A 16801-nucleotide genomic window follows, 5' to 3' on the forward strand; every position below is an offset into this window, starting at 1 on the left:
CCGCGCGTGCGTCGCGCGAAGCCCGGCGCTACATTCGCTTTTCGGACCCGCGCGATCCATCCGCCCGTCCGCCGAGTCCCCTCCACCGCCCCGCCACTCCCCACGCGAACCGCATCCGTGCCTACCATCCACCCCCGCGCCGCACCCTCCCTGCGCGACCCGGTACGCCACCGGTCGCTCGCCTCCGCCGTCACGATCGCCGCAGCCGCCCTGCTCGCCGCGTGTGCCCCGGCCGCGCCGGGCCCCGCCGTCGCCGCGGCGCGATCCCCGGCTGCCGACCTGGTGGTGGTCGGCGGGACGGTGTGGACCGGGGTGGGGGGCGCGCCGGACGCGCGAGCGGTGGCGGTTCGGGACGGGCGGATCGTCGCCGTGGGGAGCGAGGCGGAGGTGCGGCGGCTGGCCGGAACGGAAACGCGGGTGGTGGACGCCGCCGGCGGAATGGTGGTGCCGGGGTTCATCGACTCGCACGTGCACTTCGTGGACGGGGGATTCCGCCTGAGCCAGGTGCAGCTTCGCGACGCGCGCACGCCGGCGGAGTTCGCCGCCCGCATCCGCGACTACGCGCGGACGGTTCCCGCCGGCACGTGGATCACCGGCGGCGACTGGGACCACTCGCTGTGGGGCGGCGAACTGCCCCGGCGCGAGTGGATCGACTCCGTCACCCCCAACCATCCCGTGTGGGTGAGCCGGCTGGACGGGCACATGGCGCTGGCCAACTCCGCCGCGCTGGCCGCCGCGGGGGTGGATCGCGCCGCGCCGGAGGTGGAGGGCGGCGAGGTGGTCCGCCGCGCGGACGGTTCGCCCGCCGGCGTCTTCCGCGACAACGCCATGGCCATGGTGGACCGCGTGGTCCCCGCGCCGCCCGCGGAGCTGAACGACCGGGCGCTGGAGGCCGCCATGCGGTACGTGGCGCGGCAGGGCGTCACCAGCGTTCACCACGTGGGCGGATGGGGCGACCTGGAGGTCTTCCGCCGGGCGCGGGCCGCGGGACGGCTGGAGACGCGCGTGTACGCCGCCGTGCCGCTGCACACGTGGGCACGGCTGGCGGACACCGTTGCCGCCACGGGACGGGGTGACGAGTGGCTGCGGATCGGCGGGCTCAAGGGGTACGTGGACGGGTCGCTCGGCTCGCACACCGCCGCCTTCCACCAGCCGTTCACCGACGATCCTGCCAGCCGAGGGCTGCTGGTGGTGGACCCCGACACCCTGCAGCGGTGGATCGCCGGCGCGGACGCGGCCGGGCTCCACGTGATGGTGCACGCCATCGGCGACCGGGCGAACACGCTGCTGCTGGACGCGTACGAGCGGGTGGCGGCCCGGAACGGCGCGCGCGACCGCCGGTTCCGCATCGAGCACGCGCAGCACCTGGCGCCAGCGGACCTCCCCCGCTTCGCCGCGCTGGGGGTGATCCCCAGCATGCAGCCGTATCACGCCATCGACGACGGCCGCTGGGCCACGGCGGTGATCGGCCCGGAGCGCAGCCGCGGCACCTACGCCTTCCGCGCGCTGCTGGACGCCGGGGCACAGCTGGCGTTCGGCAGCGACTGGTTCGTGGCGCCGCCCACGCCGCTGGAGGGCATCTACGCCGCCGTGACCCGCCGCACGCTGGACGACCGGAACCCCGGCGGCTGGGTGCCGGAGCAGAAGATCACCGTCGAACAGGCCCTGCGCGCCTACACCGCCACCGCGGCGTACGCCTCGTTCGAGGAGGGGATCAAGGGCACGCTGGAACCCGGCAAGCTGGCCGACCTCGTGATCATCGATCGCGACATCCGCCGCGTGGCACCCGAAGCCATTCGCGACGCACGGGTGACGGCGACCATCGTCGGGGGCGAAATCGTCTTCCAGGCGGGCGAGCCTCGCTGAACCGCCTGATGACGATCGACACGCGCTGGGGACCGAATGGCTCTGGCGCGGCGCCGTCCATCCACCGTACCATGTCCGCCCGATCACCCGTACCACCCTCCCGGGACCCGACCCATGAGCGCTGACCAGGGCCGCCTGCACGGCCTGCGCGAGGCCGTCCGCGCCGCGCCCGAAGACCCGCTCCTCCGCACCCTCCTGGCGGAGCAGCTGCTGGCCGCCGACGCCCTTTCCGAAGCCGAGGAGCACTATCGCGCGGCGCTGCGCATGGACCCGGCGGACGAGCGCATCCAGCTGGGGCTGGCGCGCACCTTTCACGCCCAGGGCAAGCGCTCCGCCGCGCTGGTCGTGATCGAGGACGTGATGTCCACCGGCCGCGCTCCCGCCGACGCGCACGTGCTTCACGCGCGCCTGCTGCTGAGCGCGGGCGACCGCGCCGCCGCGGCCCAGGCGTACGCCCGCGCTCGCCAGGCCGATCCGCGCTCGGCGGACCCCGCGCTGGACGAGGCGCTGGGGACCATCCAGCCCAAGCCTGAGCCGGAGATCGTGGACGGCCGCGTGCGTCAGCCCGCCACCACCGACTGGCAGCCGGACGACGACGAGTTCGACGAGATCGACGAGGACTACGGCTCGGCGCCCGGCAAGATCGGTGTGGAGCGGCCGAAGCTGACGTTCCAGGACGTCGGCGGGATGGACGGGGTGAAGGACGAGATCCGCCTGAAGATCATCCATCCCATCCAGCACGCGGAGCTGTACCGCGCGTACGGAAAGACGGCGGGCGGGGGGATCCTGATGTACGGCCCGCCGGGGTGCGGAAAGACCTTCGTGGCGCGCGCGACGGCGGGGGAGATCGGCGCGTCGTTCCTCTCCGTGGGCATTCACGACGTGCTCGACATGTGGCTGGGCGAAAGCGAGCGCCAGCTTCACGAGCTGTTCGAAAAGGCGCGCTCCACGGCGCCCAGCGTTCTCTTCTTCGACGAAGTGGACGCCATCGCGGGAAGCCGGGCAGACCTGCGCACCAGTGCCGGGCGGCAGGTGGTCAACCAGTTCCTGGCGGAGCTGGACGGGCTGACCAGCGCCAACGAGGGCGTGCTGGTGCTCGCCGCCACGAACGCGCCCTGGCACCTGGATTCCGCCTTCCGGCGGCCGGGGCGCTTCGACCGCATCATCTTCGTCCCCCCGCCGGACGTTGCGGCGCGCACCGCCATCCTGGAGCTGCTGCTGCGCGGCAAGCCCACGCGCGACGTGGACGTGGCGGCGCTGGCGCAGCGTACGGACGGGCTCTCCGGGGCGGACCTGAAGGACGTGGTGGACCGCGCGGTAGAGGGCAAGCTGCGCGGTGCCATCCGCTCCGGCATCCCCGAGCCGCTTTCCACCCGCGACCTGCTGGCCGCCGCCAAGCAGGTGAGGCCGTCCAGCCGCGAGTGGTTCGACACGGCCCGGAACTACATCCTGTACGCGGACAAGAGCGGGCTGTACGACCCGGTGCGCGCCTACCTGGGGATGTAGCGGGCGCACTCCGCATGGCGACGGCTTCCCCCACCGACCGGGCGCGCGCGCTGTACCGGATGGGCCGCTACGACCTGGCCGCGGCGGAGCTGGTTCCCGCGCTGGCGGACGACCCGGACTACGGCGACGCGCACGCGCTGCTGGCGCTGTGCCTGGAAAACCAGGGGAAGCTGGTGGAGGCCGAGCGCCACGCCAACGCCGCCGTCGCCGCATGGCCGGAGGACGCGTTCTGCCATTACGTGCGCGCCAGCGTGGTCAAGGCGCGCGGAAACGCCCGGCAGGCCGCCGCGTCGGCGAGGGAGGCGGTGAAGCTGTCGCCCGAGTTCGTGGCCGCGTGGCACCTGCTCTCTATGATCCGGCTGGACCAGAAGGACTGGAGGGCCGCCGTCGCCTGCGCCGGCGAGGGGCTGGCGCTGGCCCCCGACGACGAGGGATGCGCCACCGTGCGCGCGGCGGCGCTGCTGGAGATGGGCTACTACGACCAGGCGAACGACTCCATCGAGCGCCTGCTGGTGCGCCATCCGGAGAGCGGCGCCGCGCACGCGCTCCGCGGCTGGTACCTGCTGGACCGCAACGATCCGCACGCGGCCATCGCGGCCTTTCACGAGGGGCTTCGGCTGAACCCCACCGCCAGCGGCGCGCACGGTGGCCTGCGTCAGGCGAAGAGCTCGCGCAACCTGGTGCTTCGCTCGTACCGCCGGCTGGAACGGCCCTTCACCAAGTGGATCCAGCGGCTTCCGCCGTACGCGCGCCCGCTGGGCGCGTTGGTCTATGCCGTCCTGTACGTCGGCCTGGTGTGGCTGGGCAGCACCATCATGATCTTCATCTTCCTGGGGCTCGTTGTCCTCACGGGGCTATGAGCCCATCCCCCGGCTCCGTCACGGGCCAGCGGCCCCGGCCTGGAATCGCCTTGTGGAGCCGTTGACCTCTACCACCCCCGTGCGGGCACCCGGCCCGCCACGTAACCCGCAACGACGAGAGTGGATGGCGAACTACTTCTGCAAGCTGCTGCCGCCGCGCCCGACCTTCGCGCAGGACATGTCGCCGGAGGAGCAGGCGTTGATGCAGCAGCACGCGGGCTACTGGCAGGAATGGATCGGCAGGGGACACGTGATCGCGTTCGGGTTCGTGGCGGACCCGGCCGGCCCCTTCGGGATGGGCATCGTGGATTTCGAGAGCGAGGCCGACGTTCGCGCCTTCACCCACGGTGATCCCACGATCCTCGCCGGCGCGGGCTTCCGCTTCGAGGTGCACCCGATGCCTTTGGGCGTGGCGACGGCGTAATTTCCCGCTTGCGCGCAAATGCACAGTTCGTGTGGGCTCAGCACTTCAAGGCTTGCGTTGCGCGCACGCTTGAAGAGTGTGGACGAAACCGTGCGCATCCACTTGTATTTTTCGCCTCTGCACTATATAGTTTTTGCGTGAGGTCCCTTAGCCACTCAAGGAGTAACTCTATGAGCCCGCGCAAAACTTCTCCTGTCGAAGGAGCGTCCCATATCTCGCCAGCCCGTGCGGGGGGGGAACATGGCGCCGCCTCCGGGAACACGGATTCCCCTCGTCGGCGGACAGGAGCGGTACAGGGCGGCGTAGAGGCGATCCCGTCGGAAGAGCGCGCCCGGCGGGTGTGGCAGGCCGTTGTACAGAACCAGCTGAATACGATCCTGATCGTGCTCAAGCCCGTGATGGTGGCCCGGATGCTCGCCGTTTCCCCTGCCCAGGTCACCCGCTGGCAGCAAGCCCAGGTGCCCGACGCGGAAACGCGCGATCGACTGCGCCGGCTGGCGGACACCGTCAGCCTTCTGCTCCAGCGATTCCAGCCGTCCGCCGCCTCCGACTGGCTGCGTGCACCCAACATCCACGCGGTGGATGGGGGCGGCACGCCCGTAGACCTGATCCGGCAGGAGAAGTGGGACGTGCTGCGCGCCTACACCGAAGAGGCCGTTTCCGGAGCGTATGGCTGACCGGACGAAGCGCCTGTGGAGGGTTTTTCCCTGGGATCCGGCCGCACGCGCCGGAGCCCCGTTCTCCGTACAGTCGTTCGCACCCAGACACGCGCAGGGGGGAGGCCGGTTCGACCTGCGCGACCTCACTTCCGTGCTCTACCTGGCCACGAGCGCGGCCCACGCCTACGCTGAAGTTCTTCGCGGATTCCCAAACACCAGGCTTACCGACGATCACCTCGTGCACGCGAGCGGCCACCGGTTGGCGAGCGTTACCGTCGACATCCCGCTCGCGCTCTACGATGGCCTGCCGGACCTTGCCGTGGGTGAAGTCCTCGACCGGTACGGCGTGCGCGCCGACACGCTGGCTCTGCCCCCTACACGCCGGGCGCAGACGCAGGCCGTTGCCCGCCTGGTTTGGGACGATGGCCAAGCGGGGTTCAGGTGGTGGTCGGCGTTTCACGGCGAATGGCACAGCACCGTGCTCTTCATGGAGCGGGTGAAGCTGGATGCGACGGTGTTCGGGCCGCCTCGTCCGGCATCCCTTTCGGACCCCGACGTCCTCACCGGCGCACGCGAGGCGGGAATGATCGATTGAATCGAGGTCATCCGGGCCAGCCTCAAAAGACCATTGTCGATTTGGCGATCCCCCGGACGACTATGGGATGTTCACGGTAGTTTCCACACCCGCACGAGAGGAATCCCATGAAGTACCTGTGCCTGATCTACGACGAGGAGAAGTCGATCGACGCCATGTCCGCCAGCGAGTCCGAAGCCTTCATGGGCGAGTACTTCGCCTTTACGCAGGGCATCCGCGAGAGCGGGCAGTACGTGGCGGGCGAGGCGCTGCAGCCGGTGTCGACGGCCACCACCGTGCGCATCCGCAACGGCAGGATGTCTACGACGGACGGGCCGTTCGCCGAAACGCGCGAGCAGCTGGGCGGGTTCTACCTGATTGAGGCGCGCGACCTGAACGAGGCAATCCAGGTGGCGGCGAAGATCCCGTCCGCACGCATCGGCAGCATCGAGGTGCGGCCGGTGGTGGACTTCGGCCCCGAGTAAGGGAATCTCGACGTGGACGAGCACGCGGCCGACGGGATGCGGGAGCGGGTGGATGCCGTCTACCGCTCCGAGTCGCGCCGCGTGCTCGCCACGCTCATCCGCCTGCTGGGTGACTTCGACGCGGCCGAAGAGGCGCTTCACGACGCCTTTTCGGCCGCGCTGGAGCGTTGGCCGCACGATGGTGTGCCGGCCAATCCCCGCGCCTGGCTGGTTTCCGCCGGACGGTTCAAGGCGATCGACGCCATGCGCCGGCGCGCCCGTTTCGACGCACGCATTGCCCAGCTCGCCCAGCAGATGGAGGCGGCGGTGCAGCCGGAGACGTGCGACGGCGACGGCGTGGAAGACGACCGGCTGCGCCTGGTGTTCACCTGCTGCCACCCTGCCCTGGCGCCGGACGCGCGCATCGCCCTGACGCTGCGCGAGGTCTGCGGGCTGACGACGGAGGAGATCGCCCGCGCGTTCCTGGTTCCCCCCTCCACGCTGGCGCAGCGGATCGTACGCGCCAAGGGCAAGATCCGCGACGCGCGCATCCCCTACCAGGTGCCCTCGCGCGCCGACCTGCCCGAGCGGCTGGACGCGGTGCTGCGCGTGGTCTACCTGGTGTTCAACGAGGGATACTCCGCCTCCGCCGGCGAGTCGTTGACGCGCGCGGACCTTTCCGGCGAGGCCATCCGCCTGGCCCGGCTGATCGTGGAGCTGCTTCCCGACCCGGAGGCGGAGGGGCTGCTGGGGCTGATGCTGCTCCACGAGTCGCGCCGGTCGGCGCGCACGGTTGCGGACGGCGAGCTGGTCCTCCTGGCCGATCAGGACCGGTCGCTGTGGAACCGTGAGCAGGTGGAGGAGGGATGCGCGCTGGTGCAGCGGGCGCTCTCGTCGCGTCGCTTCGGCCCGTACACGCTGCAGGGCGCCATCGCCGCCGTGCACGCCGAGGCGGCGGACGCCGCGTCCACGGACTGGGCGCAGATCGTGGGGCTGTACCACGTGCTCGCGAAGGTGGAGCCGTCGCCCGTGGTGGAGCTGAATCGGTCTGTCGCCGTGGCCATGCGCGACGGGCCGGCCGCGGGGTTGCCGCTGATCGACGCACTGCTGGCCGGCGGTGAGCTGGCCGACTACCACCTGGCCCACGCGGCGCGCGCGGACCTGTGCCGCCAACTCGGCCGCACGGCGGAGGCGCGCGATGCCTATGAGCGGGCGCTCGCCCTGGCGCGCCTCGAGCCGGAGCGCCGCTTCCTCCGGCGGCGCATCGCCGAGGTGGAGGCGGAAGCCTGAACTAGAACCGAGCGGCGGGGAGCCAGGTATCCGACCGCACCCAGGCCCGCTGGAACTCCTCCCTTACCTGGTTCGCATCGGCCTCGCGGCCCTGCGCGCGCAGCGCCTTTTCCAGCCCCACCAGGCTCCATCCGTTGTTCGGCCGGCGCGCCAGCCCCTCGCGGAAGACGCGCTCGGCCTCCGCCAGCTTTCCCGTCTCCAGCAGCAGCGTTCCCAGCCAGTCGCGCACGGCAAAGGGCAGCGGCTCCGGCTCGTCGTACACCAGCCCATCCTCCAGCGCGATCGCCTCCCGGAACGCGGCGGCGGCCTCATCCGGCCGTCCTTCGCCGCGCAGCAGCTCGCCCAGCAGAATCCCCTTCACGATGCCGAGCAGGCGCGCTGGCTGGTGCTGCCGGAAGGTCCGCGCGGCGGGCGTGGTCCGGGCGAGGGAGTCGACGAGCGCCAGGTACGCCCGCGCGCTGTCGGGCTGTCCCAGCCGCAGGTGCGCATGTCCCCGCGCGAACGCCCAGAGCCCTTCGTGGATCGGGTGCGCGGGGCTGCGGGTCAGCTCCAGCACCTCGGCGAAGCGCCCGAAGCGGAGCAGCGTCAGCGCCTGGAAGGAGGCCCCATCCGCCGGCACCAGCTTGGTGTAGTCCCTGGCCGCCTGGATCGCGATCGCCCCCTGCCCGTCCACCGACGCGGAAAAGAGCAGCATGTGAAGGTTGTGCGCGGGGTAGATGGCGAACCCCTCGCCCCTCGCCGCCTTCTGGTCGGAGTGCCACGCCAGGATGTTGGAGCGCGTCGCATCTCCCCACCGCCCCACGCGGTTGTAGGTGTGCGACGGCATGTGGTTGATGTGGCTGGCGCCGGGAATGGCGCTCCCCAGCAGGTCCGCGCACCGCTGGGCTTCGCCTGCCTTGGGCGTGGTCTCCGTCGCGTGGATGTACAGGTGGCAGGCACCGGGATGGCTGATATCCGCGGCCAGCACGCCTTCCAGCACCTGGTGGATGCGGGCGATGGAAGGCTTGGTGAGCGGCCAGATTCCGCGCCGCGGCTCCAGGAGCATCAGCGCGTCGGCGTACAGCGTGGCCACCTCCGCGTTCCGCGGGTTGCGCTCGTACACGGCGGCCATCGCGTTCACGAAGGCGGAGTCGAGGCTCTTTCGGCCCGACGCGGGATGCTCGGGGAGGTAGCGCGCCGCCATGGCATCGACCAGTGCCCGTTCCAGCGGGGGACCGCCGCGGTCCGCGAGCTCCTGCGCACGTGTGGCCGCGGCGTGTGCGCCCGCGGCGTTGGCATCGTCCATGGGCCCGTTCAGGTACGGCCCCAGGGACCACGCCTCGCCCCACCAGCACATGACGCACCCGGGGTCGCGGCGCCGCGCCTCCACGAATGAGCGCCGCGCGTCGCCCGGGGTGAACGAGAACATCAGGCGCACCCCCTGGTCGAAGTACGCCTGCGCCTCGGGAACGTTCGTGGTCACGCGCCACGAGAATCGGCCGAGCGCGGACGAGAGGGGAACCGTCGCACTGTCCACGGCAGGACCGGTAACGCCCCTCTGCGCGGCAACCTGCGGCGACAGGGCCGCGCCACCGAGCACCAGCGCAAGCGTCAGGCGAACGAAAAGCCGATCAGGAACGGGAGCTATCATCCGCAGCATGGCGCGATTCCGAGGGTAACGAGGAGGGGGACCGTCGTGGGTCGGTCGTGGATAATGGCCGGCATGGCGGCTCCGGGCAACCACAGGGCCCGCGGCGCGACCAAGCCCCGGTGAGTCAGGGCCGGGTGAGCCAGGGGCGGGTGAACCCGCGGCTGGAATAGCGGAAAGCCCCGGCTCGGGCCGCTGACGCGTCCCGCCCGGGGCTTCACTGCACGCACCCTCACCTGGCGACGCGCACCATGTCATCCCGACGGAGCGGTCCCCGGGTCGGCGCCAAGGCGGTGGCAGGCGCAAAGGGAGGCGCGGCAGCCGAGGGCCGAAAACGCCGGGGAGCCAGGCCCGCCCAGGGGCGGGTGAACCCGCGGCTGGAACAGCGGCAAGCCCCGGCTCGGGCCGCTGTCGCGTCCCGCCCTTGGCTTCAACCATACGCCACCACGGCGCTGGCACCAATGGCGTCCTGTGAGGGTGCCCAAACGTGGCCGCCTCATCGGGATGGAGGGTGAACGGCAGATGAGGCGCGCGTGCGGGTGAAGCCCCGAATGGACGCGTCAGCGGCCATGTCGGGGCTTTCCGCTTGTCGAGCCGCGGGTTCACCCGCCCAAGCTTCACGGACCGGCGGATTGCCCTTGAAGCGGGGGCCGGGTGCCCGAAGTGCCTCCCACACCCCTGTCCTCTCCCGGACCAGTGATTCACCACCCGACTCAACCCGCCACCGCCCGCACGACCCAGCGCCCCACACCACGTTTCCGGCGGTTGCTGTGCGCGCGCCGCGGGTACTATCATCCCCGCGTTCTGCACCCCTGCACCCGAACGGCGGCGTTCCTTGAAGATCCTGGTCGTAGGCAACGGCGGGCGCGAGCACGCCCTGCTGTGGAAGCTGCGGCGCGACGCGCCCGACGCGGAGCTGTTCATCACCCGCGGCAACGGCGGAACCGGCGCGCTGGCAACCTCCATTCCGCTCGACGCGGGCGAACTCCAGTCGCTCGCCGGGTGGGCCGAGCAGAACCAAATCGACCTGACCATCGTGGGCCCCGAGGCGCCGCTGGCAGAGGGGATCGCCGACCACTTCGGCAACCACCGCCTGCCCGTCTTCGGCCCGAGCAAGCAGGCCGCGCGCATCGAGTCGTCCAAGGCGTTCGCCAAGGGGCTGATGTCGCGGCACGGCATCCCCACGGCGGCGTTCCAGGTGTTCACCGCCCTCCCCGACGCCGAAGACTACGTGCGCTCCCTCGCCGGCCCCGTCGTGGTCAAGGCCTCGGGGCTGGCCGCCGGCAAGGGCGTGGTGGTGTGCGACGACACCGACCACGCCCTCACCGCGCTGCGGGAAACGATGGAGGGCGGCGCGTTCGGTGTGGCGGGCGCGGAGGTCGTGGTCGAGGAGCGGATGACCGGGGAAGAATTGTCGGTGTTCGCGCTGACGGATGGCGCAAACGTGGTGCCCATGGTTCCGGCGCAGGACCACAAGCGCGTTGGCGAGGGCGAGACGGGGCCCAACACGGGCGGGATGGGCGCCTACGCCCCGGTTTCGCTCGCCACGCCGGAGCTGATGGAGCGCGTGGAACGCGAGATCCTGCGCCCCACCGTCGCGGCGATGGCGGCCGAGGGATGCCCTTTCCGCGGGCTGCTCTACGCCGGGCTGATGCTCACCCCGGACGGGCCCAAGGTGGTGGAGTTCAACTGCCGCTTCGGCGATCCGGAGACGCAGGTGGTGCTTCCCCTCCTGCGCTCTTCCCTGCTGGAACCGATCCTGGAGATCGCCCGCGGAGGCTCGCTCGCCGGCGTGCGCCTGGGATGGAGCCCGCAGGCCGCCGCCGCCACCGTGCTGGCCTCCGGGGGCTACCCCGGCGACTACCCCAGCGGCGTGGCCATCCACCTTCCCGCCGAGCTCCAGGACAGCGACGACGTGATCGTCTTTCACGCGGGAACACGCCGTGCGGACGACGGCGCCCTGGTCACCGCCGGCGGGCGGGTGCTCGCCGTAACCGCACTTGCCCCCACGGTAGCCGCCGCGGCGGAGCGCAGCCGGGCCGCCGCGGAGTCCATCCAGTTCGAGGGAAGGCACTTCCGCCGCGACATCGGGTGGCGGGAAATCGAGCGCGCGAACGCCCATGCCTGAGCTTCCGGAAGTCGAGACCATCGTCCGCGACCTGGCGGGGCTGCTACCCGGCGCGCGCATCCGTGGCGTGGACGTGCTGCGGCCGGACCTGATCGACGGAGACGAGCCGGACGCCTTCGCCGCAAGGCTGAAGGGGCGCACCGTGCACGACGTGGCGCGCCGGGCCAAGAACATCGTCGTGGGGCTGGGCGGCGAGCGGCTGATCGTGAACCTGGGGATGACGGGGCGGCTGCTGATGGCGAAGGCCGGGGACGAAGACCCCAGCCACCTGGGCGTGCGCCTTTCGCTGTCGGACGGGCGCGAGCTGCGCTACCACGACGTGCGGCGGTTCGGGCGATTGTGGGTGGTGGGCGAGGACGCGTGGCGTTCGTTCGATGGCGGCCTGGGGGTGGAGCCGCTCTCCGACGAGTTCACCCCGGGATGGCTCCACGCCTCCGCGGCCCGGTCGCGCGTGCCGATCAAGACCTGGCTGATGGACCAGGGGCGGGTGGTGGGGGTGGGAAACATATACGCGAGCGAGGCGCTGTTCCGCGCGGGGGTGGATCCGCGGCGCCCCGCGAACACTCTTTCCGCCACCGAGGCCGCGCGCGTGGTGGACGGCGTGCGCCAGGTGCTCACCGACGCCATCGAGTTCCGCGGCACCACGTTCCTGGACTACCGCGACGCCAGCGGCGAGCGCGGCGGCTTCGCGGCACGGCTCAAGGTGTACGATCGCGGCGGGGAGCCGTGCCTGGTGTGCGGAACCCCGCTGGAGCGTCTCGTCCAAGCCGGACGATCGACGTTCTTCTGCGGCTCCTGCCAGCGATGACGGTACACCGGCCCGACTTTTACGCCACCGCGTGCGATGAATGTCTGGCTTTTTTCATCTGCTACATTATTATTCGGACACATCTGCCGCGTGTTCCCCTCCTCCAAGCCCACTCGCACACGCCATGCAATCACGTAAGTTTCGGGTTCCCCAGCGAAAGACGCAGCGCCGCTGGCGCGTTCCGCCCGCTCTCAAGCGCGGCGACGAGGTGTTCGAGGGGCTGGGCCTTCTCGACGAGGTAACCGGCGAAAAGGGGCTGCTGCTGTGGCAGTCGCTGCGCGACGCACTGCTCTGGGCCGAAGCGCCGGAAGGCGACCGCGCCTCGCTCTTCGCCGCCGACGCCGAGCGGGTGCGCATGGCCATGCTGATGGCCGCCGCGCCCGCCGCCGACCTGGAGGAGCCGCTGGCCGCGCTCGCCCGCATGGTGGGCGAGCCCAACGACACGTCCGAAGAGATGGTGTCGCTGGCCTGCCGCCGGGTGGCGCAGTGGGCCGACGAACAGGGGCTGCTGACCACCGCGCTCTCGTTCGCGCAGGCCGCCGCCACGGTAACGCCGGGCGACGCCTCGGCGGCCTTCGCGGTGGGCCAGCTGGCGCGCCGCCGCGCCGAGCACGCCCGCGCGGAAACGTGGTTCCGCCGTGCGATCGCCCTGGCCCGCCAGATCGGCGACTGGCCCACGTATTCCAAGTCGTTCCTGGGGCTGGGGCGCCTGTACATGCAGCGCGGAAAGCTGCCGGTGGCCCGCAAGTTCCTGATCCGGTCCATCCGCGCCGCGCAGCGCAACAGCCTGCACACGCTCGAGGGCATGGGGCTGCACGGGCTCTTTGGCGTCGCCGTGGAATCCGAGCGGCCCGAAGAGGCGCAGGAGCTTGCCCGCGCGGCGTTCGAAGCTCATGCGCCGGGGAGCCCGGAGCTTTCCCGGCTCGCGCAGGACGTGGCGTACTGGTGGATCACCCAGGGGTCCTTCGCCCGGTCCCTGCCCGTGCTCCGCTCCACCCTGCGGCACCTTACGCTTCCGTCGGACCAGCTGACCATTTACGGCAACATCGCGCGCGCGTCCGGGGGCATCGGTGATCGCGATGGCTTCCGCGAGGCATGGGATGCCTGCCACGACCTGCTGGCGGAGGCGGCGGTGGACGACCGCGCCGCGCAGACCCTTCTGGATCTCGCCCACGGCGCGGCAAGCCTGGGGCTCTGGGACAAGGCCGAAACCGCCGCGCGGCAGGCACTCGAGACCGGCTCACGACGCCACGAGGCCAAGATCCGCTTCTCGGCCGAAGCCCTGATCGATTCCGTCCGGCACCACCGTAGTGCGGAAACTGCCAAGCGGGTCGTAAAGCCAGCCGTCGAGGAAGCCGGCGAGATGCTCGCGGAGAACTTCGTCCGATCTCTTAACGGCGTCCCGGCGTGAAGGTTCCGGTCCCCAAACGAAGCGGGCGTGGCTTTCCAGCCACGCCCGCTTCGTTTCATCCGGCGGAGATCTGGCGCGAACGACTCAGCCAGCGCCGGGACCGACGAGACCGCTCTGGATGCTGCCCGCCTCACCATCATCCTCCGCACCGCTCTCGGGACCAAACTCGGGGAGGGCAGTCGTGTCCGCGACGGCGTTGTCCAGCGAAGGACGCGAGGGGTGCTGCACGGCTTCCGGCGCCGTGGCGTCGCCGGAGCAGGCAGCCGCGGCCGCCAGCACCGCGGCCACAAGCAGGGTGCGTACGTTCTTCATTGCAGGCTCTCCTAGGATCGGGTGGGGGAATGATGTTGAGGCGGGATGGCAGCATCTTAACATGCAGGAGCGGTGTGCGCCATGCGTACGCGACCGCGCATCGCTCCATTCGCGACTTCCCACCCGGAAAGATGGTGCGTCCGACGGCGAAGCGCCAGCCCCACGACGGCAGAATGTACGGGCTCTCGCCGACAGGCCCGCTCGGACGCGGTCGTGGACATACTTTTCATGCCGTCAAATTCCCAGGTTCGTCGGCCGCGCGCCGTGTTGCTTCTGGCGCTGGTCGACACGGCGCGAGCGGTCTGGCGCACGCGCGCCCGACCGTTTACGCCAGCGCCGTAGCACCCCTTGCTACCGATTCACGGCACCGCGCCGGGAGATCCCGCCGGACATGCGCCGACGCTCTTTCGCTTCCGGCCTCCGCGCGCTACCTTCGCCATTGATTCGGTTTTTCTTCCCCGGCGAACTCCGCCCTGCATTGAAGGTCATCCCCACCCATCCGTTGCGAGGGCTGGTGCGCGAAGCCCGCAACGTTCCCGGCGTGTACCGCTGGCTGGGCACGGACGGCGAAGTGCTGTACGTGGGCAAGAGCAAGTCGCTCCGCACCCGGCTGCTCACCTACTTTCGCGCCAAGCGGGGCGACAAGCAGCACGCCATCGTCCAGGGCGCCACCTCGCTCTCGTGGGACTACGAGCCCAGCGAGTTCGCCGCGCTGCTCCGCGAACTGGAGCTCATCAAGCGGTTCCGCCCGCGGATGAACCAGCAGCACAAGCGCGACGGCCGCTACTCGTTCCTGAAGGTGACCACCGCGCGCGCCCCGCGCCTGTACGTTGTGGGCGCTGTTTCCGACGACGCGGCCAGCTACTACGGCCCCTTCCGCGGCGGCAAGCGCGTTCAGGAAGCCGTCCGCGAGCTGAACGATCTGCTGGGGCTTCGCGACTGCCCGGTGAACACGCCCATCCGCTTCGCCGGCCAGCCGGACCTGTTCGCGTGGGAGCACGCTCCGCGCTGCCACCGGTTCGAGCTGAAGCTGTGCCTGGGCCCCTGCGCGGGCCGGTGCAGCGAACCCGAGTACCAGCGGCGGGTGGACCTTGCGCGCGCCTTTCTGGACGGGCGGGCGGACGAGCCCCTGCGCTGGCTGAACGAGCGCATGCAGGCCGCGTCGGAGCGGTGGGAGTTCGAGTACGCGGCATCGCTGCGCGAGCGGCTGCGGAGGCTGGAGGGCCTGCGCGACGAGTTCGCGCAGCTGCGCGAGGCGCTGGACAGCCTGACCTTCGTGTATCGCGTTCCCGGGACGGACGGCGACGACCGCGTGTACCTGGTGCGGCGGGGCACCGTGCGCGCCAGCGTTCCCGTACCGCGCAGCACTGCCGAGCGGCGGCGCCTTTCCCGGCTGTGCGACGAGCATTACGGCCGGCCGGAGGGCGCCGGTGCCCTCGTTCAGCGGCACCAGGTAGACGAGATCCTGCTGCTGGCGCGCTGGTTCCGCGCGAGGCCGCAGGAGATGGAGAACACGGTACCGCCCGCCCGCCTGGAGGCGCTGCCGCTGAGCGCGTGAGCCGCGTGGCACATGCGTTGCGCCCGGGCCGCGCGGGCACGGCAATGCCGTGAGCCCCGACGCGTTCGAACCATCCTGACGGAGCCGTTGATGCGGACCAGCTTCCGCTTGCTTTTCGTGTGTGCCGCCGCCACCCTGCTCACCGCCTGCGGGGAGGGCGGCCCCGCCAGCGCCGGCACGGCGGGGGGCGATACCACCGGCCCTCCCCCGCAGTCGCCCTACGGCGCCACCGGCGCGCAGAACGTGCGCGTGGTGCCGGTGGAAATCGAGGTGATCGGCCTTCCCGAGGGGTGGAACGGAATGCGGATCGCCGCGCTTTCCGACTTTCACCTGTCCATGTGGCCCGACAACGCCAACGTGGCGCGCGCGGCCGTGGAGCGGGCCATCGCCGAAAAGCCCGACGTCTTCGTGCTGCTGGGCGACTACGTGGGCAGCCGGCGCGGCGACTTCACGGCGCTGGACCGCGTCCTGGCGCCGCTGAGGGGAAGGACCGTGTTCGCGGTGCTGGGCAACGAGGACATGCTGGAAGATCCCGACGAGCCCGACAGCCTGGCCATCCTGACGCGCGCGGCCCTGGCCCGCAACGGCGTGCAGCTGCTCTACAACGCCCGGGCGCGGTTCATCCGCAACAACGACACGGCGTTCATCGCGGGGGTGGATCCCTACATCGCGCGCCGGCCGGACTGGCGCCGGGCCGAGATGTACGGCGGCATCCCCGGCGGCGGCTCCACGCCCGTGCTGCTGGCCCACATGCCGGTGGCCGCGCTGACGGTGCCGACCGACAAGTATCCGTCCGTGATCTCGGGCCACACCTTCTGCGGGCAGATCGAGGTTCCGGGCACGCCCCGGCTGACGTGGGTGAACACCGAGCTGTTCCCGCAGGAGGCCAACGCGGCGAGCAACCGCATTTACCGGGTGCGCGGGTCCACGCTGTTCGTCACCTGCGGCCTGGGGTTCTCGTTCGTCCCCGTGCGCTTCGGCTCGCCGCCGGAGGTGGCGATGATCACGCTGCGCACCGTGGGCGGGGTACAGCGCGACACGGCGGCGGCGAAGGGCGGCGTGAACGTCGACTCGCTGATCCAGCAGTTCACCCCCGACTCGGCGCGCACGGAAGAGGATACGACTGCGGACGAGGGCTGACGCTCGGCAGTCGCGGCGCGCCCCACGGCCTGCCATCCTGAGAGGGTGTTGAGATAACCGAACAAAGTACGAACATGCACAAGTAGACGGTGTATGCGGCTGGCATGACGAGCCGTAGATATCCGACAGACTTGACCGATTCGCAGTGGGAGCTGCTGCGCCCGCTCATCGAGA

Annotated in this window: 15 protein-coding genes; 13 read left to right on the forward strand and 2 right to left on the reverse strand. The window is 71.0% G+C overall.

What is annotated here, in order from left to right; translation table 11 throughout:
* Positions 1–117 precede the first annotated feature (117 nt).
* From VGB24_RS20030 to VGB24_RS20065, 8 genes are all read left to right on the forward strand, one after another.
* Positions 118–1866 carry an amidohydrolase gene (locus VGB24_RS20030; protein WP_331074718.1) on the forward strand — a complete coding sequence of 583 codons (1749 nt, stop codon included), beginning with the start codon at positions 118–120 and terminating at the stop codon, positions 1864–1866.
* A 114-nt stretch (positions 1867–1980) separates the two neighbouring features.
* The gene (locus VGB24_RS20035; RefSeq protein WP_331074719.1) at positions 1981–3372 is read left to right on the forward strand and encodes an AAA family ATPase; all 1392 of its coding nucleotides are present in this window, start codon (positions 1981–1983) and stop codon (positions 3370–3372) included.
* A gap of 14 nt (positions 3373–3386) precedes the next feature.
* Complete coding sequence (locus tag VGB24_RS20040) at positions 3387–4232, forward strand: tetratricopeptide repeat protein (RefSeq protein WP_331074720.1); 846 nt, start codon at positions 3387–3389, stop codon at positions 4230–4232.
* A 124-nt stretch (positions 4233–4356) separates the two neighbouring features.
* Positions 4357–4656 (forward strand): YciI family protein, encoded by a 300-nt coding sequence (locus tag VGB24_RS20045; RefSeq protein ID WP_331074721.1) that lies wholly within the window; start codon positions 4357–4359, stop codon positions 4654–4656.
* Positions 4657–5039: 383 nt separating this feature from the next.
* Positions 5040–5333: a hypothetical protein gene (locus VGB24_RS20050; protein ID WP_331074722.1), complete on the forward strand. Its 294-nt coding sequence runs from the start codon at positions 5040–5042 to the stop codon at positions 5331–5333.
* Complete coding sequence (locus tag VGB24_RS20055; RefSeq protein WP_331074723.1) at positions 5326–5910, forward strand: RES family NAD+ phosphorylase; 585 nt, start codon at positions 5326–5328, stop codon at positions 5908–5910. The genes VGB24_RS20050 and VGB24_RS20055 overlap by 8 nt, the downstream gene beginning before the upstream one ends.
* Before the next feature lie 107 nt (positions 5911–6017).
* On the forward strand, positions 6018–6374 hold the full coding sequence (locus VGB24_RS20060; protein ID WP_331074724.1) for a YciI family protein: 357 nt from the start codon (positions 6018–6020) through the stop codon (positions 6372–6374).
* 36 nt (positions 6375–6410) lie between these two features.
* Positions 6411–7643 (forward strand): RNA polymerase sigma factor, encoded by a 1233-nt coding sequence (locus VGB24_RS20065; RefSeq protein ID WP_414676735.1) that lies wholly within the window; start codon positions 6411–6413, stop codon positions 7641–7643.
* A gap of 1 nt (position 7644) precedes the next feature.
* Here VGB24_RS20065 and VGB24_RS20070 read toward each other — a convergent pair whose 3' ends face one another.
* Positions 7645–9105: a hypothetical protein gene (locus VGB24_RS20070; RefSeq protein ID WP_331074726.1), complete on the reverse strand. Its 1461-nt coding sequence runs from the start codon at positions 9103–9105 to the stop codon at positions 7645–7647.
* Positions 9106–10105: 1000 nt separating this feature from the next.
* Between VGB24_RS20070 and purD the strand changes: the two genes are divergently transcribed.
* From purD to VGB24_RS20085, 3 genes are all read left to right on the forward strand, one after another.
* Entirely contained in the window at positions 10106–11398 is a 1293-nt protein-coding gene (purD, locus tag VGB24_RS20075; protein ID WP_331074727.1) for a phosphoribosylamine--glycine ligase, read from the forward strand.
* Positions 11391–12206, forward strand: coding sequence for a bifunctional DNA-formamidopyrimidine glycosylase/DNA-(apurinic or apyrimidinic site) lyase (gene mutM / locus VGB24_RS20080; RefSeq protein WP_331074728.1), 816 nt, complete (start codon positions 11391–11393; stop codon positions 12204–12206). Before purD ends, mutM begins: the two co-directional genes overlap by 8 nt.
* Positions 12207–12330: 124 nt before the next feature.
* Positions 12331–13617: a tetratricopeptide repeat protein gene (locus VGB24_RS20085; protein ID WP_331074729.1), complete on the forward strand. Its 1287-nt coding sequence runs from the start codon at positions 12331–12333 to the stop codon at positions 13615–13617.
* A gap of 84 nt (positions 13618–13701) precedes the next feature.
* Here the strand turns inward: VGB24_RS20085 and VGB24_RS20090 are convergent, their stop codons facing one another.
* The gene (locus VGB24_RS20090) at positions 13702–13929 is read right to left on the reverse strand and encodes a hypothetical protein (protein WP_331074730.1); all 228 of its coding nucleotides are present in this window, start codon (positions 13927–13929) and stop codon (positions 13702–13704) included.
* Between the two features lie 478 nt (positions 13930–14407).
* On the opposite strand from VGB24_RS20090, the gene VGB24_RS20095 reads away from it, so the two are divergent.
* Positions 14408–15487, forward strand: coding sequence for a GIY-YIG nuclease family protein (locus VGB24_RS20095; protein ID WP_331074731.1), 1080 nt, complete (start codon positions 14408–14410; stop codon positions 15485–15487).
* Positions 15488–15577: 90 nt separating this feature from the next.
* Positions 15578–16627 carry a metallophosphoesterase gene (locus VGB24_RS20100; RefSeq protein WP_331074732.1) on the forward strand — a complete coding sequence of 350 codons (1050 nt, stop codon included), beginning with the start codon at positions 15578–15580 and terminating at the stop codon, positions 16625–16627.
* The last annotated feature ends 174 nt before the right edge of the window (positions 16628–16801 follow it).

This window comes from Longimicrobium sp. (genome assembly GCF_036399935.1).
Lineage (GTDB): Bacteria > Gemmatimonadota > Gemmatimonadetes > Longimicrobiales > Longimicrobiaceae > Longimicrobium.

Bases quoted from the DNA above. Each gene is read 5' to 3' on its own strand.
- VGB24_RS20035 (WP_331074719.1), top strand. From the start codon at position 1,981: ATGAGCGCTGACCAGGGCCGCCTGCACGGCCTGCGCGAGGCCGTCCGC.
- VGB24_RS20040 (WP_331074720.1), top strand. From the start codon at position 3,387: ATGGCGACGGCTTCCCCCACCGACCGGGCGCGCGCGCTGTACCGGATG.
- VGB24_RS20045 (WP_331074721.1), top strand. From the start codon at position 4,357: ATGGCGAACTACTTCTGCAAGCTGCTGCCGCCGCGCCCGACCTTCGCG.
- VGB24_RS20055 (WP_331074723.1), top strand. From the start codon at position 5,326: ATGGCTGACCGGACGAAGCGCCTGTGGAGGGTTTTTCCCTGGGATCCG.
- VGB24_RS20060 (WP_331074724.1), top strand. From the start codon at position 6,018: ATGAAGTACCTGTGCCTGATCTACGACGAGGAGAAGTCGATCGACGCC.
- VGB24_RS20065 (WP_414676735.1), top strand. From the start codon at position 6,411: ATGCGGGAGCGGGTGGATGCCGTCTACCGCTCCGAGTCGCGCCGCGTG.
- mutM (WP_331074728.1), top strand. From the start codon at position 11,391: ATGCCTGAGCTTCCGGAAGTCGAGACCATCGTCCGCGACCTGGCGGGG.
- VGB24_RS20085 (WP_331074729.1), top strand. From the start codon at position 12,331: ATGCAATCACGTAAGTTTCGGGTTCCCCAGCGAAAGACGCAGCGCCGC.
- VGB24_RS20090 (WP_331074730.1), bottom strand. From the start codon at position 13,929: ATGAAGAACGTACGCACCCTGCTTGTGGCCGCGGTGCTGGCGGCCGCG.
- VGB24_RS20100 (WP_331074732.1), top strand. From the start codon at position 15,578: ATGCGGACCAGCTTCCGCTTGCTTTTCGTGTGTGCCGCCGCCACCCTG.